Annotated in this window: 13 protein-coding genes and 1 pseudogene; 10 read left to right on the top strand and 4 right to left on the bottom strand. The window is 63.1% G+C overall.

The window, feature by feature from the left end; all coding sequences use genetic code 11:
- Positions 1-3: 3 nt before the first annotated feature.
- From HT578_RS16605 to HT578_RS16595, 3 genes are all read right to left on the bottom strand, one after another.
- The gene (locus tag HT578_RS16605; RefSeq protein WP_213500756.1) at positions 4-711 is read right to left on the bottom strand and encodes a DUF4391 domain-containing protein; all 708 of its coding nucleotides are present in this window, start codon (positions 709-711) and stop codon (positions 4-6) included.
- Positions 708-3,980: a helicase-related protein gene (locus HT578_RS16600; protein ID WP_239026325.1), complete on the bottom strand. Its 3,273-nt coding sequence runs from the start codon at positions 3,978-3,980 to the stop codon at positions 708-710. Before HT578_RS16600 ends, HT578_RS16605 begins: the two co-directional genes overlap by 4 nt.
- A gap of 77 nt (positions 3,981-4,057) precedes the next feature.
- On the bottom strand, positions 4,058-4,636 hold the full coding sequence (locus HT578_RS16595; protein ID WP_277884204.1) for a type IV toxin-antitoxin system AbiEi family antitoxin domain-containing protein: 579 nt from the start codon (positions 4,634-4,636) through the stop codon (positions 4,058-4,060).
- Positions 4,637-4,951: 315 nt separating this feature from the next.
- On the opposite strand from HT578_RS16595, the gene HT578_RS16590 reads away from it, so the two are divergent.
- The 7 genes and pseudogenes from HT578_RS16590 to HT578_RS16560 all read left to right on the top strand — a co-directional run.
- Entirely contained in the window at positions 4,952-6,148 is a 1,197-nt protein-coding gene (locus HT578_RS16590; protein ID WP_213500754.1) for a DUF932 domain-containing protein, read from the top strand.
- A gap of 197 nt (positions 6,149-6,345) precedes the next feature.
- Positions 6,346-8,454: a ParB/RepB/Spo0J family partition protein gene (locus HT578_RS16585; RefSeq protein ID WP_213500753.1), complete on the top strand. Its 2,109-nt coding sequence runs from the start codon at positions 6,346-6,348 to the stop codon at positions 8,452-8,454.
- A 62-nt stretch (positions 8,455-8,516) separates the two neighbouring features.
- Positions 8,517-9,551, top strand: a complete 1,035-nt coding sequence (locus tag HT578_RS16580; protein ID WP_213500752.1) for a DUF7146 domain-containing protein — start codon at positions 8,517-8,519, stop codon at positions 9,549-9,551.
- A 294-nt stretch (positions 9,552-9,845) separates the two neighbouring features.
- Positions 9,846-10,769 carry a DUF2493 domain-containing protein gene (locus tag HT578_RS16575; RefSeq protein ID WP_213500751.1) on the top strand — a complete coding sequence of 308 codons (924 nt, stop codon included), beginning with the start codon at positions 9,846-9,848 and terminating at the stop codon, positions 10,767-10,769.
- Between the two features lie 85 nt (positions 10,770-10,854).
- Positions 10,855-11,331 (top strand): hypothetical protein, encoded by a 477-nt coding sequence (locus HT578_RS16570; RefSeq protein ID WP_213500750.1) that lies wholly within the window; start codon positions 10,855-10,857, stop codon positions 11,329-11,331.
- Positions 11,332-11,456: 125 nt separating this feature from the next.
- The gene (locus HT578_RS16565; protein WP_213500749.1) at positions 11,457-11,900 is read left to right on the top strand and encodes a hypothetical protein; all 444 of its coding nucleotides are present in this window, start codon (positions 11,457-11,459) and stop codon (positions 11,898-11,900) included.
- A 561-nt stretch (positions 11,901-12,461) separates the two neighbouring features.
- Positions 12,462-12,620, top strand: a pseudogene (locus tag HT578_RS16560) (DUF736 family protein); the annotation flags it as partial.
- A gap of 133 nt (positions 12,621-12,753) precedes the next feature.
- Here the strand turns inward: HT578_RS16560 and HT578_RS16555 are convergent.
- Positions 12,754-13,053 carry a DUF736 domain-containing protein gene (locus HT578_RS16555; RefSeq protein WP_213500748.1) on the bottom strand — a complete coding sequence of 100 codons (300 nt, stop codon included), beginning with the start codon at positions 13,051-13,053 and terminating at the stop codon, positions 12,754-12,756.
- A gap of 500 nt (positions 13,054-13,553) precedes the next feature.
- Between HT578_RS16555 and HT578_RS16550 the strand changes: the two genes are divergently transcribed.
- From HT578_RS16550 to HT578_RS16540, 3 genes are read left to right on the top strand one after another with little or no spacing between them, the layout of a single operon-like run.
- The gene (locus tag HT578_RS16550) at positions 13,554-14,762 is read left to right on the top strand and encodes a tyrosine-type recombinase/integrase (protein ID WP_094543824.1); all 1,209 of its coding nucleotides are present in this window, start codon (positions 13,554-13,556) and stop codon (positions 14,760-14,762) included.
- Entirely contained in the window at positions 14,756-15,673 is a 918-nt protein-coding gene (locus HT578_RS16545) for a tyrosine-type recombinase/integrase (RefSeq protein WP_213500747.1), read from the top strand. The genes HT578_RS16550 and HT578_RS16545 overlap by 7 nt, the downstream gene beginning before the upstream one ends.
- A complete protein-coding gene (locus tag HT578_RS16540; RefSeq protein ID WP_094543822.1) occupies positions 15,670-16,674 on the top strand; it encodes a tyrosine-type recombinase/integrase in 1,005 nt (334 codons plus the stop codon). Before HT578_RS16545 ends, HT578_RS16540 begins: the two co-directional genes overlap by 4 nt.
- The last annotated feature ends 21 nt before the right edge of the window (positions 16,675-16,695 follow it).

Below are 16,695 nucleotides of genomic sequence, written 5' to 3'. Positions count from 1 at the left end.
TCCTTACTCATTCGTCGCGGCAGGATCGGGAGCTGCGCTGGATAGGCGCTCGAGTTCCCGCCGTGCGGCGCGCAGCTCGGCATTGACCGCCACGCGCTTGTTGAATTGCTTCTCACGGACAAGGCGGGCCTTGATCCGGTCCACCTCCCGCGTCTTGGACCGGATGGCCTCCATCCGCGCCACGCGCGTCTGGATGTCCTCGCCAGCGTGCTCCGCTTCGACGCCGGCCTTTGGCATCAAAGCCGTGATGAGGGCGTCGTAGAGGCCGCCTAGGTTGAGCGCGACCGGCAACGGCCGGCGAGGCGCCTCGTCAGGCAACCAATCGGTCGCGAAATAGCTGCTTACAACCCACTTGGTGGAATCGGCATCGCTCGGCCGCTTGAAGGCAGCCACCGCCTTTCGCTTGCCAGACCAGCTGAGCTCGAAAATCAGCGGGAACGGGATCGCCCGGTCGATCGCGCGCAGCACCTCTTCGTCGAGCTTGCCGTTGCGCAGGCTGATGCCGAAAACCTGAATCTCACCGACGGCCTTCGTCGCCGCAAGGTTCATAGTTTCCGGCGCGAGCTTGTACTTCCAAGTGATCTGATCGACCTGGGTCACAAACAGATCCCTTAGCGCCGTGCCGACGCCCGCATGCTCATAAATCCGGCTTTTCGGGACAACACGGCCGAAGGCGGCGGCTATGGGATAGTCGAAGAAGGCCGCCGTCATGCCGCCGCCTCTTCGATCACAAGGAAGGCGATCAGTTCGAAATCGTCGAGGCCGGCGATGGTATGAACTAGCGCCGTGGTCCGCCCGCCGCTGAACAGGCTGTCGATGTCCTTTTCTGCCTTCACCTCGATCATTGAGCGGATCGCGGCGCTCAGAAGCGCGGAGCATTGCTCCATCTTGCGACCGTCCTGCGTCCGCTCATTGAACAGCTGGCAGACCGCCCGGATCGGCTCCGCTTGGCCCTTGCAGCTCGTGCGGATCAGATCGAGCAAGCGCTTCACCTCGGTATGGTCGATGACGACCCCACCGTCGTGACCGACATAGACGAGGTAATAGGGGTGCAGCCGGTTCTGCTGGTTGATGTTCACGCTGTCGTGGATATTTTTCAGCGCGAAGATCACACCCGGCTTCAGACCTAGCGCCGGCTGCGCCGGCACCACAGCATGCATGCCGTTGGGCAGATGATCGAGGTCGCCGTGTTCCTTGATATGGTTCAAGAGATCCATGCGAAAATCGTTGAGGCCGAGGTCCGTGATTGAGATCCCGGTTCGCACGTCCTCCAGCTCGATCACCTCTTCCTGGAGCCGCTTGAGCTGCTCCTTCCGGTAAGCGATGTCACTGCTCTTGGCGGTCAGCACGTTGTCATCGCCGGTCGCCGTAACGTCGGCGATCATCATACGGTTTTCGACACGCTCCTTGAGATTGATGTACTCGTCGAGCGAGATTTCCGGCCAGTAGTTGACGAGCTGGATTTGCGCATTGGGCGAGCCAATGCGGTCGATGCGCCCGAACCGCTGGATGATCCGCACCGGGTTCCAGTGGATGTCGTAGTTTATCAGATAGTCGCAATCCTGAAGGTTCTGGCCCTCGGAGATGCAGTCCGTCCCGATGAGGATGTCGATCTCGCCCGTTTCGTGCGGCAGGACCAGATGCTTCTCCTTCGCGCGCGGGGAGAACAGCGTGAGCAGGGACTGGAAGTCATAGCTCTTCTTCAGCGTGCTCTTCGGCGCATCGGAGCCAGTGACCATGCCACAGTGTAGGCCGTCCGACTCGAGAAATGCCGATGCTAGATTCGCATAAAGGTACTTCGCCGTGTCCGCGAAGGCGGTGAAGATGAGAACCTTGCGATTGCTCGCATTGAGCGGGTCGGCAACCTTGCGGGTGACGACATCCTTCAGATGCTGCAGTTTGGCATCATCCTCCGGTCCCACCTTATCCATCGAGGCGATCAGATCACCAATGAGCGTGAGATCCGCGGCGAGGTCGTGCTTCCAAGACGGAATGTCCATATCCGACAGGCTGATCTGAATTTTCTTGCCGACCGTGAACTCATCGAGTCCGCTCAGGTCGTCATCGTCCGGGTCGAAACCGGGATCGCCGAGATGGTCGCTCACGATCTGGGCCGCGCCCGTGCTCTCATAGGTGTCGATAGCCTGGAGCGTCTGCGCGATGTTGCCGTGCAGCGCCCGTAGGGTGAGGCGGAATGCTTCGACAGAGCTCTCCAACCGCTTGAGCAAATTGGTGGTCATCAGAGCCTGAAGGCTCCGCTCGCGGTCGGCCTGCCGCAGCTTGCCGCGACCGCCTTCCACCTGGGTGTCGTAGATTTCTTCGTACTTACGAAGCCGGCTCGGCAGGATGTAGCTGATCGGGGCGTAGACCGCGAGCTTGAGCACCGACAGGCTGCTGAAGATATCGTTGAGGCCTAGCACGTCCGATCGATGGGTGATCGGGCACTGATACGAAAGCGGCTTTCGGCGCTGGGGAAATTTGCCGATATCCTTGGTGTCGTAGAAGGTCTCGATATGCTTGCGGGACCTTGCAATCGTCACGGCGTCGAGCATCTCGAAGAAATCGAAGTCGAGGGCTTTCAAGATCGCGGCCGCGGTTCGCTCCTCTGGAGGCAGATCGGACCACGCGTTGAATGCCTTCTGCGCGCGCCGGAAAATCTCCTCGATTCCAGTGTTGGTTTTCAGCTTGCGACTGAGGTTTTCAGAGTCACCCTCGTAAGCCAGCGCGAGCTGATTGCGCAGATCGTTGAACCGATTGTTCACTGGCGTCGCCGATAGCATCAGAACTTTGGTCTTCACGCCAGCACGAATGACCTTGTTCATCAGCTTCTGGTAGCGAGTCTCTCGATCCTTGAAGACATCGTTGTTCCGGAAATTGTGCGACTCATCAATGACGACGAGATCGTAATTGCCCCAGTTCACCCGGTTCAGCGGAATGCCGAACGCCTCTCCTGACGTGCGGGAGAGATCGGTATGGCTTAGGACATCGTAATTGAAGCGATCCTTGGCGAAAATGTTCGTTGTCAGATTGGTATTGTAGTTGCGCCAATTGTCCGCAAGCTTCTTCGGGCACAGAACCAGCACCGACCGATTGCGCAGTTCGTAGTATTTGATCACCGCCAGGGCGGTGAAAGTTTTACCAAGGCCGACGCTATCCGCCAAAATGCATCCATTGTGCATTTCAAGCTTATTGATAATGCCGGTCGCGGCGTCTCTCTGGTAATTGAAGAGCTTGTTCCAGACGAGGCTGTCTTTGTAACCGGTCAGATCGTTCGGCAGCGCGTCCTGATCAACTTCTTCGAGGAAGTCCTGAAAGAGATTATAGAGAATATGAAAATAGATCCGTTCCGGGGAGTTCTCCTGGTAGACGGACTCGATGTGATCGCAAATGGCGGCCGTGACGTCGCTGAGCTTTTCCTCATCGTTCCAGATCTGGTTGAATAACTGCAGGTACACCTGCGTATGCGCGCCATCGTCGATACGCGTGACGAGGTTCGATACCGCGTCGCCCTTCTGATAGCCGAGATCGACAGCTGTGAAGCCGCTGATCGGCATGTAGGCGACGTCACTCGTTTCCGCTGCCGCATGGATGAATTGCTGCATCGGTGCCTTGGTCGTGTTCGACCGAAAGCGAGCTTTCTTGCGTATCCAGTCAGCGCATTCCCGCGCGACTGCACGCTGGGTCAGCTTATTACGAAGCTGTATCTCGAACTCGGTTCCGTACAGGCCTCGCTCGCGCGTCGCTTTGGGAATGAAGAACTCTCGCCGTTCCTTGCGGAGGCGGTCCGTCATTTCCATTGGGACAAAGGTCGGTGCCGTAAAAATGAACTGAAGGCTTTCGACCTTTGACAATTCGCTCTTGAGCGCCTCGAAAGCATAGATCGAGAAGCATGATGCCGCGATTTTGAGTCGGGCGCCACGTCCCAGCGTCGCCTTCAGGTCATCTCCGAGAAGAAGTGAGGTGTTGTCGATGATCTTCATCGGTTATCCCTCACACCAGTTTCCGCATTGCATACCGCAATGGAGACAGTGCCGACGTATCGCTGATCTTGATTTCCTTAGCCATTGGCGGTCAGCGCCTCGAGATAAGGTCGAACGACTGTGGCGATTGCTCCTCGCTCCGCCTGCCTGGCCATTTCACTGGGGGTTGTCTTGCGTTGACGAAGCGCTTCCTGGAGGCCCTCAATCGCCACCGAAAGACCGATCTTGTTGCGATACCGAAAGCAGTCGGCGACCGTCTTGGCGACCCCGAAAACCTTTACGGGCACCCCCTCGATGGTGTGGAACTCCACGGCTTCCGTAAGGAGGCGGTCCGTAAATCTTACGAGCCGAACAGGCACGCCATGCCCCTTGGGAGCCCAATCCTTTTGGCCGATGGCGAGCCACACCTGCCTTGGGAGTTGATCGGTAAGCTGATGGAACGCGAGGGCCGAGACCAGGCAGACCACCCCTTTGGGGACCCGTTTCGCTGCCTCGGCGAGACTATGGTGAGCGTCGAGCGGCGCATCAGGGAGCTGATAAAGCCCCCGCGCAAGCCGAAGGACCTCACCATCTCGCTCCATACGGCTCATGGTGGCCGCAGTCACTCCCTCCGCGCGCAGTTCGGCCAGACGCGCGATACCACGCGCTTTCAGCACGGTGTGGGCAGTTCGGCGCTGGGATGCGGGCTCGGGCAAGATACGTCGGCTCGGAGTATGAGGTGTATTCTCCGAGGATTTGTATCAGCATTGATGTGCCGAGGAAAGATGCAAAGCCATAAGACTTTCATGCCGGAGCTGACCGTTAGGTTGGGAAAGCCTTCCCCTGCATCCGAGCCCGCGGTCTCGGCCGACCCCTTCTGCAGGGCCTGCCGCCCTGCAACGCCCCGCAAGAGAGTGAGAGTGCGGACCGAGTTTCCGTGACGGGTTGAGGGCTGGGAGAGAGGCTTCCAGCGCCCGTCATGGAGACGACCCATGACCCAGGTGGAAATTCTGGACACCGCTCGCGAACACGTCGGCGGCTACAAGGTGGACGTGAGTCGCGGCCAGCGTGTCGGCCGCGTTTCCTCGGAGTGGTTCAAGCGGCCGGCGGACGAGCGTTACCTATCCCTGTCCGACCTCTACGCTGCGGTGCGCGGCCGAACCGAGCGCAGCCGGACCCGGACGGTGGAGAGCGCGGCGATCCGCGTGGAGGCCAGCCGCGACGACGCCGAGCGCTTGGCGCTGATGCTGCCGGGCTCCGACACGCCGATCGCTCCGACCCACTGGAGCTTCGGCCAGCTCGCCGGCCTGGTCGGCGCGCCGGCGGCCTATCTGCGTCAGCTTCCTGCGCCGCTGGCTGGCATCAACCTGCAGTATGGGCTGACCTCCCATCGCGCCGAGCAGGTGAAGACGCTGGAGATCGAAGATGGGCGCATTGAGCTGCGTGCCGTCACCGGCCCCGACTACGGCCGCATCTTCGACCACGAACTAGTCGCCGCGGTTCAGCGCATCGCCGGCAACGGCACGGGTGACACCCGTTGGAAAGTGCCGGGGGTGCTCGACTGGTCGACAGGGATCTACAATCCGCGCGTCGATATCACCCAGGACACCACGACGCTCTACGCCTCCGATCGCGACGTCTTCCTCTTCCTGGTCGACGATCTCAATCCGATCGAGGCCGGGCGTCTTCCCGACGGCTCGCCGGACCTCTACTTCCGCGGCTTCTACTGCTGGAATTCCGAGGTGGGCGCGAAGACGCTCGGCATGGCGAGCTTCTATCTCCGCGCCGTTTGCCAGAACCGCAATCTCTGGGGCGTCGAGGACTTCGAGGAGATCACGATCCGCCATTCCAAATACGCTGCCTCGCGGTTCGCGCATGAGGCAGCTCCAGCGCTGACCCGCTTCGCCAATTCCTCACCGTTGCCCTTTGTCAACGGCATCAAGGCGGCGCGGGAGAAGATTGTCGCGCGCAGCGACGAGGACCGCAGCGATTTCTTGCGCAAGCGCGGCTTTTCCAAGAGCGAGACGGCAAAGATCATTGAGACCGTCCTGGCCGAGGAAGGGCGCAAGCCCGAAAGCGTCTTCGATTTCGTCCAGGGCATCACCGCTGTCGCGCGAGACAAGACTCAGCAGGACGCGCGGCTCGACCTGGAGGCGCGGGCCAAGAAGCTGCTCGATCGGGCGGCCTGAGTCCCGGAAAGCCGGAGATGCGGAAAGGCGTGTCTCCGACTTTCAGCCGATGCCGGCAAATTGGTAGTCGAAGGTGCGCTAATTGGAAGTCGTCGGTTCTGCGGCGCTGCCCTCCAGAGTGAGAGGGCGGCGCTGCGCTTCGTGACGAGTTGGTGCTGAGAGAGAGGCTTTCGGCGCTCGTCGCGGAGTACATCCCGATGGCTACCCCTGTTCAGAAGATCACCCTCTCGCCCTCGCGCGACATCCCTTTCAACAAGCTCTTGCTCTCCCAGTCGAACGTCCGGCGCGTCAAGGCCGGCGTCTCGGTGGAGGAGTTAGCCGACGATATCGCCCGCCGAGGCCTCTTGCAGGGCCTCAGCGTGCGCGCTGTCGTCGACCAGGCCGGCGTCGAGACCGGCATGTTCGAGATCCCGGCCGGTGGCCGGCGCTACCGGGCGCTGGAGCTGCTCGTGAAGCAGAAGCGCCTCGCCAAGACCGCGCCGGTGCCGTGCATCGTTCGCGAAAGCGGCATCGCGGAGGAGGACTCGCTCGCCGAGAACGTCCAGCGCGCACCGCTGCATCCGCTTGACCAGTTCCGTGCCTTCCTGGCGCTGCGCGAGAAAGGACAGCCCGAAGAAGAGATCGCCGCCGCGTTCTTCGTTTCCGTCAACGTGGTGAAGCAGCGCCTGAAGCTTGCGTCGGTCTCGCCAGCCTTGCTCGGCGTCTATGCCGAGGACGGCATGACGCTCGACCAGCTCATGGCCTTCACCGTCTCCGGTGACCATGAGCGTCAGGAGCAGGTGTTCGAGCGGTTGAAAGCCTCTTACGACAAGCAGCCCTACGTCATCCGCCGCATGCTGACCGAGGGCGCGGTTCGCGCCTCGGACAAGCGCGTGCAGTTTATTGGCATTGACGCCTACGTCGCGGCCGGTGGCACGGTCCTGCGCGACCTATTCCAAGGCGATGACGGCGGCTGGCTGCAGGATGTTCTGCTCGTCGACCAGATGGTGGCCGACAAGCTGAAGGCGGACGCCGAGGTGGTCGCCGCCGAAGGCTGGAAGTGGATCGAAGTCGCGCCGGACTTCGCCTATGGACACGCCTTCGGACTGCGCCAGCTTCGCGGCGAGACCGTGCCGTTGACCCCCGAAGAGGAGGCAAGCCGCGATGCGCTCCAGGCCGAGTTCGACCGGCTGTCCGAGGAATACCAGGACGCCGACGAACTGCCGGACGAGGTGGACGAACGTCTCTCGGAGCTGGAGACGCTGATCGAGGGCTTCGACAACCGTCCCGTTGTGTTCGACACCGCCGAGATCGCGCGCGCCGGCGCCTTCGTCAACATCGGCGCCGACGGCCAACTTCGCGTCGAGCGCGGTTATGTTCGGTCGGAAGACGAGCTACCGGCCGAACCCGAGACCGAGCTGTCCGCGGACGGCGATGACGAGCACGCCATGGCCGCCGGTTACGAAGGTCCTGAAGCCGTCGTCACGGCGGAGCCCGACGCCGACGCGGAGGAGGACGATGGCGTTTCGCCGATCTCCGATCGGCTAGTGACCGAACTGACCTCGCACCGGACGCTGGGCTTGCGCCACGCGCTCGGCGAGCGGCCGGATGTCGCCTTCCTCGCGGCTCTCCATGTCCTCACGCTGAAGACCTTCTACCACTATGGTTCGGATAGCTGCCTCGAACTCGATGTGAAGAGCATCAGCTTCGGCACCCAGGCGCCGGGGCTCAACGACAGCGCCTCGGCCGAGGCGATCCGCGTCCGACACGAGAGCTGGGCGAAGGCGCTGCCGAAGGAATCGGCCGACCTCTGGGAGGCGCTCCAGGCGTGGGACGGCGACAGTCAGGCAGGCCTCTTCGCGCACATCGTCAGCCTCTCGGTCAACGCGGTCTACGAGCCCTGGAACCGGCGGCCGCGGGCGTTCGCCCATGCCGATCGGCTCGCACAGGCCGTCGATCTCGACATGGCGGCCGCCGGGTGGAAACCGACCGTGGACAATTTCCTCGGCTTGGTGACGAAGGCCCGCATCCTACAGGCGGTCGCGCAGGCGAAGGGTCAGCGCGCCGCCGACCGGATCGAGCATCTGAAGAAGGGCGACATGGCGGCCGAGGCGGAAACGCTGTTGGCCGACACCGCTTGGTTGCCGGAGCCGCTCCGCACCGTTGGTCAGCCGGAAACCCACGCTGCCTCCGCGGCCACCGAGCAACCTGTCGAAGTGGGCGATGAATCGACGGCGATCGGCGGCGAAACGGCTATGGCCGAAGATGAGCCGACTGCGGAGAATGAGACGGCCCACGACGCCCCCACCGCGATCGCGGCCGAATAACGTCAACGACTTGCGAGACTGGCCCGCCGGAGACGGCGGGCCTTTTCGCATGGGAAACGACCATGACCCAAAATCCGCATGATCTTGCACGTCGCCTCGCCGATCGTGCCGAAACGGTGTGCCGCCATTATCTCTCCAGTGGCCGCCGCGAAGGCGGCTACTGGCTGGTCGGCGACGCACGCAACACGCCCGGGCGCTCGATGTATGTCCGGCTCAAGGACACCCCCAAGGGTCTAGCCGGCAAATGGACCGACGCAGCGACCGGCGAACATGGCGATCTTCTCGACGTCATCCGCGAAAGCTGTGGCCTGGTCGACTTCAAGGACGTCGCCAACGAGGCCCGGACCTTCCTCTCGATGCCGCCCCCCGAGCCCGAACCTCATGAGCACCAGCGGCAGAGCCCAGCCCCGCATGGGTCGCCCGAAGCCGCCCGACGCCTAGTTCGCATGTCGCAGCCGATCTACGGCACGCTCGTAAAGGCGTATTTACGGGAACGCGGCATTACGGATTTACGCGGAACCGGAAGCCTACATTTCCACCCGCGTTGTTATTATCGACCCGACGAGCATTCGCCGACCGAGACCTGGCCGGCGATGATCGCTGAAGTCACCGACCTCGACGGCAAGATCACTGGGGCCCATCGCACCTGGCTCGATCCCGGCCGCCGCGACAAGGCGCCGATCGATACGCCCAGGCGGGCAATGGGCGATCTCCTCGGCAACGCTGTGCGCTTCGGCATCGGTGGAGAGGTGATGGCGGCTGGCGAAGGCATCGAGACCGTCCTGTCACTCCGGCAGGTCCTTCCCGACATGCCGATGCTGGCGGCGCTCTCCGCGGCGCATCTCGCCGCCGTCCTGTTCCCCGACATACTGCGGCGACTCTACATCGTCCGCGACAGCGATCCGGCCGGCGACGGGGCGCGCGATAAGCTGATCGAACGGGCGAACGCGGCCGGGATCGAGGCGATCGTCATCTCACCGGAGCTGGACGACTTCAACGAGGATCTGCGCACCCTCGGCCTGGACGCGCTGCGCATGGAAGCCCGGCTGCAGGTCGCGCCGCAGGACGTCGCGCGCTTCATGGCGTTGGCGGCATAGCCGGTAGGAGAACGGGCGTGCGGTTCGCAGTCATGCTCGGCGGCTGCTTCAATCCGTCGAAGTGGGACCGCGCCTCGGCCTTCGAGAGGGCGATCGGCCCACAAGCCGGCCAGCCGGGCAATGGCGGCGGCCGACTATTTTCCGGCGGCCCTGCGGGCCTTTCCATCGCGAGACAAAATAGCCGGCCTTAGCCATCGAGCCCTGCGCTCGCGCTCCGGGTGCCCGGCCGTCCGGCCCGTGGGCTTCGTCGCCATGAAGGCCGCGACGGTCGCGGTCCAACCGACGGAGCATCCCATGCGCGATCACGACGACTATGAACCGCACCACGAATCCTCACCCACCGACCATGTCCTCAACGAACTCCAGCTCCACGGCTACCGGCCCTTCGCCGACGAGCCCGACCAGCGGCTTCTGCCCGACGGCAACCAGGTCGCGGGCGCTGTCGCCGACATCTTCGACGCCCTGATCGGCACCCTGGAGGACACGCGCCTCGAACCCGACCTCGACGATCTCCTCTGGTCGACCGTCAACGTCTTCCACCGCGCCACCGACCGGATCGGCCGGGATCTGGACGACAATGAGCAGGCCCAGAAGCGGGCGCAGCGCGAACAGGACGGCAGCGAGGTGAAATCCGTAGAACTGGAGCGCCTGATCGCCGAGGGCATGACGCTGATCGAGCGACAGAACGCCTTCGAGCTGATGCGCGACCAAGCCGCGGAACACTATGAGCGCCACGTCGGCAAGACTTGGCTTCCGCGCAGCGGATCGAAGGTCAACCATCGCAATCTCACCTCGGCGATGATCGACAGCCGCGACTTCCTGATGGCGAAGAAGCGCGCAGACCAGGAGGTACTCCTGCCGCCGGGCCCGACGATCGTCGTCACCGGCGGGCTCGACTTCGATGACCACCGGCTGATCTGGGCCAAGCTCGATCAGGTCCACGAGAAGCATCCCGACATGGTGCTGGTCCACGGCAAATCGCCGAAGGGCGCTGAGAAGATCGCCTCGCTCTGGGCAAACAACCGCAACGTCCCGCAGATCGGCTTCGCGCCCGACTGGACGAAGCACGGCCGGGCAGCACCCTTCAAGCGCAACGACGACATCCTGGAGATCGTGCCGAAGGGCGTGATGCACTTCCCGGGCACCGGCATCCACGACAACCTCGCCGACAAGGCCAAGAAGCTCGGCATCCCGGTCTGGAAGTTCGGCGGCGCGTGAGCGCCGCCCCAACGAATGCCTGGCGAGGCACCACGTTAAATATTTGCTATACCACCATCAAAGATGAATGAGGCCCTCAGTCAACATGGTCAAACTCCAGGAATACTTTAGACACAAGGTCTCTCAGGCCGGATACGATCTTTTGGCCGTTTTCTCTCGCTTTGAGTACGCTATGAAGAAGGGCGGGTATCGCCGGCAAAATAGTGCGGACGCCGCTTGGCGGGCCTTTGCCGCCGATCTGCCGGCTGACTTCTTCGAGCGCATGAAAGCGGCGCCCGAGGCCGCGATCTATTTCACTTCCCCGCCGGACCATCTTGTTCCCGACACCGGAGGTGGCGTCCGTTGGTCGGGCAAGCCAGACACGCCAGCAGACGCGGGCGGATTGTTCGACAGCATCAAGACAGCGCGGAACAACCTGTTCCATGGTGACAAAAGCCACAGCAATCAGCGCGACACTGACCTTATGGTTGCTGCGCTCTTTGTCCTGAATGCTGCCTTCGATGCGGCCGAAAGCGACAGACGCTTTGACGCCTTCATTGCCGAGATGGAATACGGACTCTGACGGGAGCGGACGACCGGATTTTTCGGTTCCCGCCGCGACTGAATTTTAGCTATGCTCTCGGCCGCGCTGTGGTGGTGGTGGTGGAAGGCGCGACCGTCAGACCTTGTGCTACGGAGACCACCACCATGATCATCCTCGCAACACTTGCATTCCTCGCAGCGATAGGCCTGCTTTGCTGGCTGCTGTTCACGCTGGCAGTCTTCGCGCTGCCGGCGTTCTTCGGCGTGACCGCAGGGGCTTGGGCGCACGGCACAGGCGCCGGCGTCCCTGGCGCCATCCTAGTCGGCGCCGTTGCGGCGGCGATCACGCTCGCCGCCGGCCATCTGCTCATCACCATCGTCCGACCTATGTGGTTGAAGCTGATCGTGGCCGCGGCCTTCGTCGCGCCTGCGGCGATCGCCGGCTTCCATGCCACCCATGGCATCGTGCAGCACCTTATGCCGTCCCACGCGTGGCAGATCACCTTCTCCGTCATCGGCGCGGTCGCGGTCGGCGTCACCGCCTTCGTGCGGGTCGCTGGAATGGCGACGGCTCCGGCCCCGTCCGGCCGGGACCTTGCACGGGCCTGATCTTCGTCATCGCCGCCAGGAGGATCAGGGCAGCCGTGGCCGTGGTCGCTCCCGTCGTCTGATGCTGGATCGATGGGCGTGTCCGACGCGGATCGACGCTGGTCCGGAAAGGCGGTCCTCGTTGGAGCGCTGCGGGAGCAGAGCCGTGTCTTGGCGGGCACCGGACATCGGCACGGCGATCTCGGTGGCGGCGATGGAAAGTCAGGATGCAGCAGCGTCGGCCTGGCGGGAGGAGACGAAGTCGGTGAGCATGCCGCGGCGCCGGTTGCCGTTGCGGCACGGCCGCCATCTTCTCCGTTATCTGACCGTGCCTCGACCGCTCCAAACGTCCTCTGCAATGGCCTGATCTGGCCGAAGACCGGCTGCGCCTCGATCGCCTACGACGCAACAGCCGCGTCAAACTTTCTTCCCCTGCCGGCTGCGCCGTCATTCCTCGCGAAACAAGAAAGCCCTCCTTAGCTGTCAGGCCCCTTCGGGGTGCGCCGTCGATCGCCTCCGGCCTGCCGATCGCCATCGAGGCCGCAATGGTGCGGGCTCGGGAACGGAAAACGGAGACTTACAATGGCGACCATTGGCACCTTCAAGAAGACCGGCTCGAACGAGTTCACCGGCGAGATCGTCACCCTCAGCGTCCAGGCCAAGAACGTGCGCATCGTCCCCGACCAGCGCGCCACCGGCGAGAACGCCCCCAGCCACCGGGTCCTAGTCGGCCGCGCCGATTATGCTGAGAACGGTATTATGCGGAGTGCCAGGTCTTGAGGTCCGGTTTTCCGGCTGTTTCGGCGGATTCTGCTCCGCATAATCGCGGGCTTTGTGGGCGGGCGCCCCGCTGTGAGCGGAGCGCCCTTGGCGGTCATCGCGACCAGATGAGCTTGTGCTCGCCCTTGTCGCCCTGCACGAGGGAGGCGTAGACCGGGGCCGTGAAGGAGGGGTCGTCGAGCTTGAGGGAGAGGTACTCGGCGCCTGTTTCCTTGGCGGTCTTGCTCCAGCCGGCTCCGAACTCGACGCCGTTGGCGGTGACCCGGTGGTCGGGCGCCTTGTCGCTGTCGTGGTCGCAGGGCTTGATGGTGGCCTTGACGTTGAGGGTGAGGGTTCTGATCGTTCCGGCGTAGATGCCGTTTTCGTCGCGGGTGAAGGTGCCGATCTGAGCCATTGTCGTATCTCCTGAGAGTTGTCCGAAGCCGCCCCATGCGGTCTCGATGGCGGTCGAGGGGCGACGGGCCGGACGGCTGCACCCAGAGGGCCGCAGCGTGAGCGGAGGACGGCGGCAGCCGAGCTTGTTGCTTCGCGAGGAATGCGGCGGAGCCGCAGGGGAAGAAGGTCGGCGGAGCCGTTGCAGATCAAGGCCGGACCGGCGCCAGACCAGCCCAGATGAGAGGCCGCATGGGGGCTTTGCTGCATTGTCGGAAGAGAACGACACGGGCAGTCGGCACCCCATCGGCATGACCGGCGTCACGGGCGGCGGGGCAATCCTCCCCGCCACCATGATCACCATGATCATCATCCTGCGACACGGCAACTCAGACCGCTCCCGATGCTGCGAGTTCAATCCGGGCCGGCAAATTGCATATCGCGTGGAATAATACCGCAGCCTTCGATTTGTTCGATGCGCCGGTCCCTCCGGCACCAACAAGCAACTCGAAGGAAAACAGGATGGCAAAACGGAAACGCAGGCATCGCCGGAGCGTCGATGTCCGGATCAATTGGCTACAACCGCATGCCGAGGGCTTCAAAGACTGGCTCGACGATCGGAATTACTCGCCGGCAACGATTATCGAGGTGGTGCGCCTGCTCGCATTGTGGGCCGATTGGGTCCGCGCGAAGGGCTTTGAACTCGAAACGCTCGACGCGGGCCTTGCCGCCTCGGCGTCGGTGTTCCGGGGCAGCAAGAAGGCTCGCGCACCGCAGGGCGCCGCCAAGCTGTTCATCACCTATCTGCGTAATGAAGGCGTTCTTCCGCCGGCGCACGAACCGTCGCTCGAGGAAAACTGGCCGGAACTCGCCGCCTTCCGGCATTGGATGCGGGAGCAACGCGGCATCATGGATTCCACGCTCGACACCTATCAGCAAACCCTGACCGATCTGCTTGCGGCACTTGGAACCGATCCGGCTGCCTACACGGCCACAGCGATACGCGACTTCGTGCTGGAGCGGGCCAAACCACACGGGATCGGGCGCGCACGGGGCATCACCGTTGCGACACGCGCCTACCTCAAATACCTCGTGGCGATCGGACACTGCCCGATCGGACGGGAGCATGCGGTTCCGACCTTCGCAAGCTGGCAATTGGCGACGGTGCCCCGCTTCCTCGGGCAAGCCGATATCGATCGCCTGCTCGCCTCGTGTGAGGACAAGGTCCGATTACGTGACCGCGCGATCATCCTCCTGCTTGCCCGCCTGGGGTTGAGAGCGAGCGAAGTCGCCAATCTCACCTTCGGCGACTTCGACTGGAAGAACGGTCTGCTGAAGCTGTCCGGCAAGAGCCGCCGGGAGGAACACCTGCCGCTCACACAGGAGGTTGGCGACGCCATTCTGGCCTATATCAAGCAGGGACGGCCCCGAATTGCGACGACGCGCATGTTCCTGACCGAAACAGCGCCGATCAGACCCGTCGGCCGTATCGCGGTGAAATGCCTGGTACGGCGCGCCCTCGACCGGGCGAAGATCGACAGTGCGCATCGCGGTGCTCACATGCTTCGGCATTCCGCTGCGACCGCGATGCTGCGCAACGGTGCGAGCCTTGCCGGCGTCGGCACGGTGTTGCGGCACCGTTCGCCATCTGTCACCGCGCTCTATGCCAAGGTAGATATCGGCCTGCTGTCGGAGATCGCCCAGCCCTGGGGCGGGAGGCTGCCATGTTGAGGGACGCCACCGACCGCTATATCGCTTTGCGTCGCACGCTCGGCTACAAGCTGGTCAAGACCGAGCGGCATCTTCGTGCCTACTCGGACTTTGCCACCAACCGCGGCGAAACTCATATCCAGGCAACAACGGTTCTTCGATGGCTCGAAACAGTCGCCGGCACCCCGAACACGCGGGCCCGGCGGATGTCGGAGATCGTTCTGTTCGCGCGCTTCCTCCACGCCGAGGATCCCCGCCATGACATCCCGCGCGCTGACTTGCCACGAAGCCAGGCCCGTCCCGTTCCCTACATCTACACGCCGGACGAGATCGCCCGGATTCTCGATGCGGCCGGCAGTCTGAGGTATCAGAAGCCCAATCCCCTGAGGCGTCAGCTCTACGTCATGCTGTTCGGGCTGATCGCAGCAACCGGGCTACGCGTCTGTGAGGCGCTCGGGCTCAAGCTGGACGATATCCAGCCGGGCGGCGTGTTGCATATCCGCGAGACCAAGTTCCGGAAAAGCCGGCTCGTGCCGCTGCATGCGACGGTCATCGAGGCACTCGATCGCTATCTTGCGCTTCGTCGTCAATATGCATCCGAAAGTCCCTGGCTGTTCACGTCCGTCCAGCATCGCGAGATGTGCCACACCACCGTGAACTATACGTTCCGCTGCGTCCTGCGCCGCGCGGGGATTGCGCCGGAGCGAAGGCGGCAACCCCGCATCCATGATCTTCGCCATACCTTCGCGACACGGGTGCTGGAGCAATGCGGCGCCGAGCGTCGTGCGGTCGCCCGGCACTTCGTCGCCTTGTCGACCTATCTGGGTCATGCCGATGTCCGGAACACCTACTGGTATCTGGAAACGACGCCGGAGTTGATGGCGGATATCGCCACGGCTGCGGAAATGCTGGTCGGGGAGAGCGCCACATGACGCAACTCGCTCCGCTCATCACCGGCTTCCTGCGCGATTACATGCCCAATCAGCGAGGCTACAGCCCTCAGACCTGCGAGACCTATGCCTTCAGCTTCAAGCTGCTGTTCGACTTCGCCGCTAAACGGTTGCGAACCCGGCCGTCGCGGCTTGCGATCGAGGATCTCGATGCGCCGATGATCGTCGCGTTCCTGACGCATATCGAGCGGGATCGTGGCAACAGCGTCTCCTCCCGCAACCTGAGGCTCGCCGCCGTCAAGGCGTTCATGCGCTATGTCGAGTACCGGGTGCCGTCGGCCCTGGAGCAGATTGGCAGGATCCATGCGATCCCGGTCAAACGCCACGATCAGAAGCTCATCCGTCATCTGACGATGGAGGAGGTTCGCGCGATCCTCAATGCTCCCGATGTTACGACCCGATCCGGCGTGCGAGATCGGGCGATGTTGCATCTGTGCTTTGCTGGCGGCTTGCGGGTCTCCGAACTGGTCGGGACCCTGACCGCAAACCTCTCGCTCCAGCAAGGCGCGAGCGTGACGATCCGGGGAAAGGGCCGCAAGGAACGCTGCCTGCCGCTCTGGAAGGAAACCGCGCGCGATCTTCGGGCGTGGCTCAGTGTCAGGGGCAATGTTCCCGTACCGGAACTGTTCGTCAACGCCCGAGGCGAGCCGATGACCCGAGCAGGCTTCGAATATGTCCTCGACAAGCACGTCCGCAAAGCGGCCGAGACCTGCGCATCGCTGCGTGGTCGTCGCGTCTCTCCACATCAGCTCCGGCATAGCTGTGCCGTGATCATGCTGCAGGCCACCCACGACATCCGGAAGGTCGCACTCTGGCTCGGCCATGCCGATATCCGCACCACCGAGGTCTATCTGCGCATGGATCCCTCCGAGAAGCTGGAAGCGGTCGAGGCGGTCGTTCCTCCGGAGCTGAGGCGCGGCCGGTTCAAGGCGGGGGACGCGTTGATCGCATCCTTGCTCTCCGACGTGGAAGGGCCAACCTGAGTTGCCGTGTCGCAGGATGAT

The organism is Novosphingobium decolorationis, assembly GCF_018417475.1.
In the GTDB taxonomy this organism is placed as follows: domain Bacteria; phylum Pseudomonadota; class Alphaproteobacteria; order Sphingomonadales; family Sphingomonadaceae; genus Novosphingobium; species Novosphingobium decolorationis.
The sequence above is the reverse complement of the archived record's forward strand: the minus strand, read 5'-3'. Positions and strand labels throughout refer to the sequence as shown.

What these genes read in the sequence shown, in the direction of transcription:
- HT578_RS16600 (WP_239026325.1), bottom strand. Translation starts at nt 3,980, where the DNA reads ATGAAGATCATCGACAACACCTCACTTCTTCTCGGAGATGACCTGAAG.
- HT578_RS16570 (WP_213500750.1), top strand. Translation starts at nt 10,855, where the DNA reads ATGGTCAAACTCCAGGAATACTTTAGACACAAGGTCTCTCAGGCCGGA.
- HT578_RS16565 (WP_213500749.1), top strand. Translation starts at nt 11,457, where the DNA reads ATGATCATCCTCGCAACACTTGCATTCCTCGCAGCGATAGGCCTGCTT.
- HT578_RS16545 (WP_213500747.1), top strand. Translation starts at nt 14,756, where the DNA reads ATGTTGAGGGACGCCACCGACCGCTATATCGCTTTGCGTCGCACGCTC.
- HT578_RS16575 (WP_213500751.1), top strand. Translation starts at nt 9,846, where the DNA reads ATGCGCGATCACGACGACTATGAACCGCACCACGAATCCTCACCCACC.
- HT578_RS16605 (WP_213500756.1), bottom strand. Translation starts at nt 711, where the DNA reads ATGACGGCGGCCTTCTTCGACTATCCCATAGCCGCCGCCTTCGGCCGT.
- HT578_RS16540 (WP_094543822.1), top strand. Translation starts at nt 15,670, where the DNA reads ATGACGCAACTCGCTCCGCTCATCACCGGCTTCCTGCGCGATTACATG.
- HT578_RS16590 (WP_213500754.1), top strand. Translation starts at nt 4,952, where the DNA reads ATGACCCAGGTGGAAATTCTGGACACCGCTCGCGAACACGTCGGCGGC.
- HT578_RS16585 (WP_213500753.1), top strand. Translation starts at nt 6,346, where the DNA reads ATGGCTACCCCTGTTCAGAAGATCACCCTCTCGCCCTCGCGCGACATC.
- HT578_RS16555 (WP_213500748.1), bottom strand. Translation starts at nt 13,053, where the DNA reads ATGGCTCAGATCGGCACCTTCACCCGCGACGAAAACGGCATCTACGCC.
- HT578_RS16550 (WP_094543824.1), top strand. Translation starts at nt 13,554, where the DNA reads ATGGCAAAACGGAAACGCAGGCATCGCCGGAGCGTCGATGTCCGGATC.
- HT578_RS16580 (WP_213500752.1), top strand. Translation starts at nt 8,517, where the DNA reads ATGACCCAAAATCCGCATGATCTTGCACGTCGCCTCGCCGATCGTGCC.